Source organism: Acinetobacter sp. 826659 (genome assembly GCF_000588515.1).
Classification (GTDB): domain Bacteria; phylum Pseudomonadota; class Gammaproteobacteria; order Pseudomonadales; family Moraxellaceae; genus Acinetobacter; species Acinetobacter pittii.
The window spans coordinates 1-1,036 of the sequence record NZ_JFYD01000032.1 but is presented as its reverse complement, the minus strand read 5'-3'; the positions used below and the strand labels follow the sequence as shown (position 1 = coordinate 1,036).

General features: G+C 52.9%; 1 protein-coding gene. It reads right to left on the bottom strand.

Annotated features, from left to right (window positions below):
• On the bottom strand, nucleotides 1–1,036 hold a 1,036-nt coding region (locus J663_RS18505; RefSeq protein WP_033851447.1), incomplete at both ends, for an Ig-like domain-containing protein.

The window sequence follows — 1,036 nt, the reverse complement described above, 5'->3', positions numbered from 1 at the left end:
TTCTGCTGTACCGCTCACCGGATCAGTTGCATTGATTGGATCAAGTACAGGTGCATTTGGTGCGGTGGTATCAATGGTCACCACTGCTGTATCGGTACCCGCATTACCTGCTGCATCAGTTGCCGTCACGGTAATGGTATGTGGACCATCAGTTAACGCAGGCAGTGTATTGTCTGCAAGCGTCCAGGTGCCGTCACCATTGTTCACTGCCGGATAGTCAACCCCATCCACATTCACAACCACTGTTGCTGTCGGATCGTTCACTGTACCAGTGAGTGCTGGTGTGCTGTCATTCGTCAACACATCATCAAGTGCAACCACCGGCGGTGTGATGTCGGCAGAGACTGTGCCTGTACCTGGCAATGAAGTATTGCCTGCAGGGTCAGTTGCTGTTGCAGTCACTGTATCGCCATCTACCAGATTGCCCGGGTTTGGTACTGACCAGCTGCCATCTGTGCCTGCCACGACTGTTGCAGTGGTGCCATCAGGATATGTCACAGTCACTGTAGAACCAGGTTCTGCTGTACCGCTCACTGGGTCAGTTGCATTGATTGGATCAAGTACATGTGCATTTGGTGCGGTGGTATCAATTGTTACCACTGCTGTATCTGTACCTGCATTGCCTGCTGCATCTGTTGCAGTCACGGTAATGGTGTGTGGACCGTCAGTTAATGCAGGCAGTGTATTGTCTGCAAGCGTCCAGGTGCCGTCACCATTGTTCACTGCCGGATAGTCAACCCCATCCACATTCACAACCACTGTTGCTGTCGGATCGTTCACTGTACCAGTGAGTGCTGGTGTGCTGTCATTCGTCAACACATCATCAAGTGCAACCACCGGCGGTGTGATGTCGGCAGAGACTGTGCCTGTACCTGGCAATGAAGTATTGCCTGCAGGGTCAGTTGCTGTTGCAGTCACTGTATCGCCATCCACCAGATTGCCCGGGTTTGGTACTGACCAGCTGCCGTCTGTGCCTGCCACGACTGTTGCAGTGGTGCCATCAGGGAAGCTGACAGTCACTGTTGAACCCGCTTCT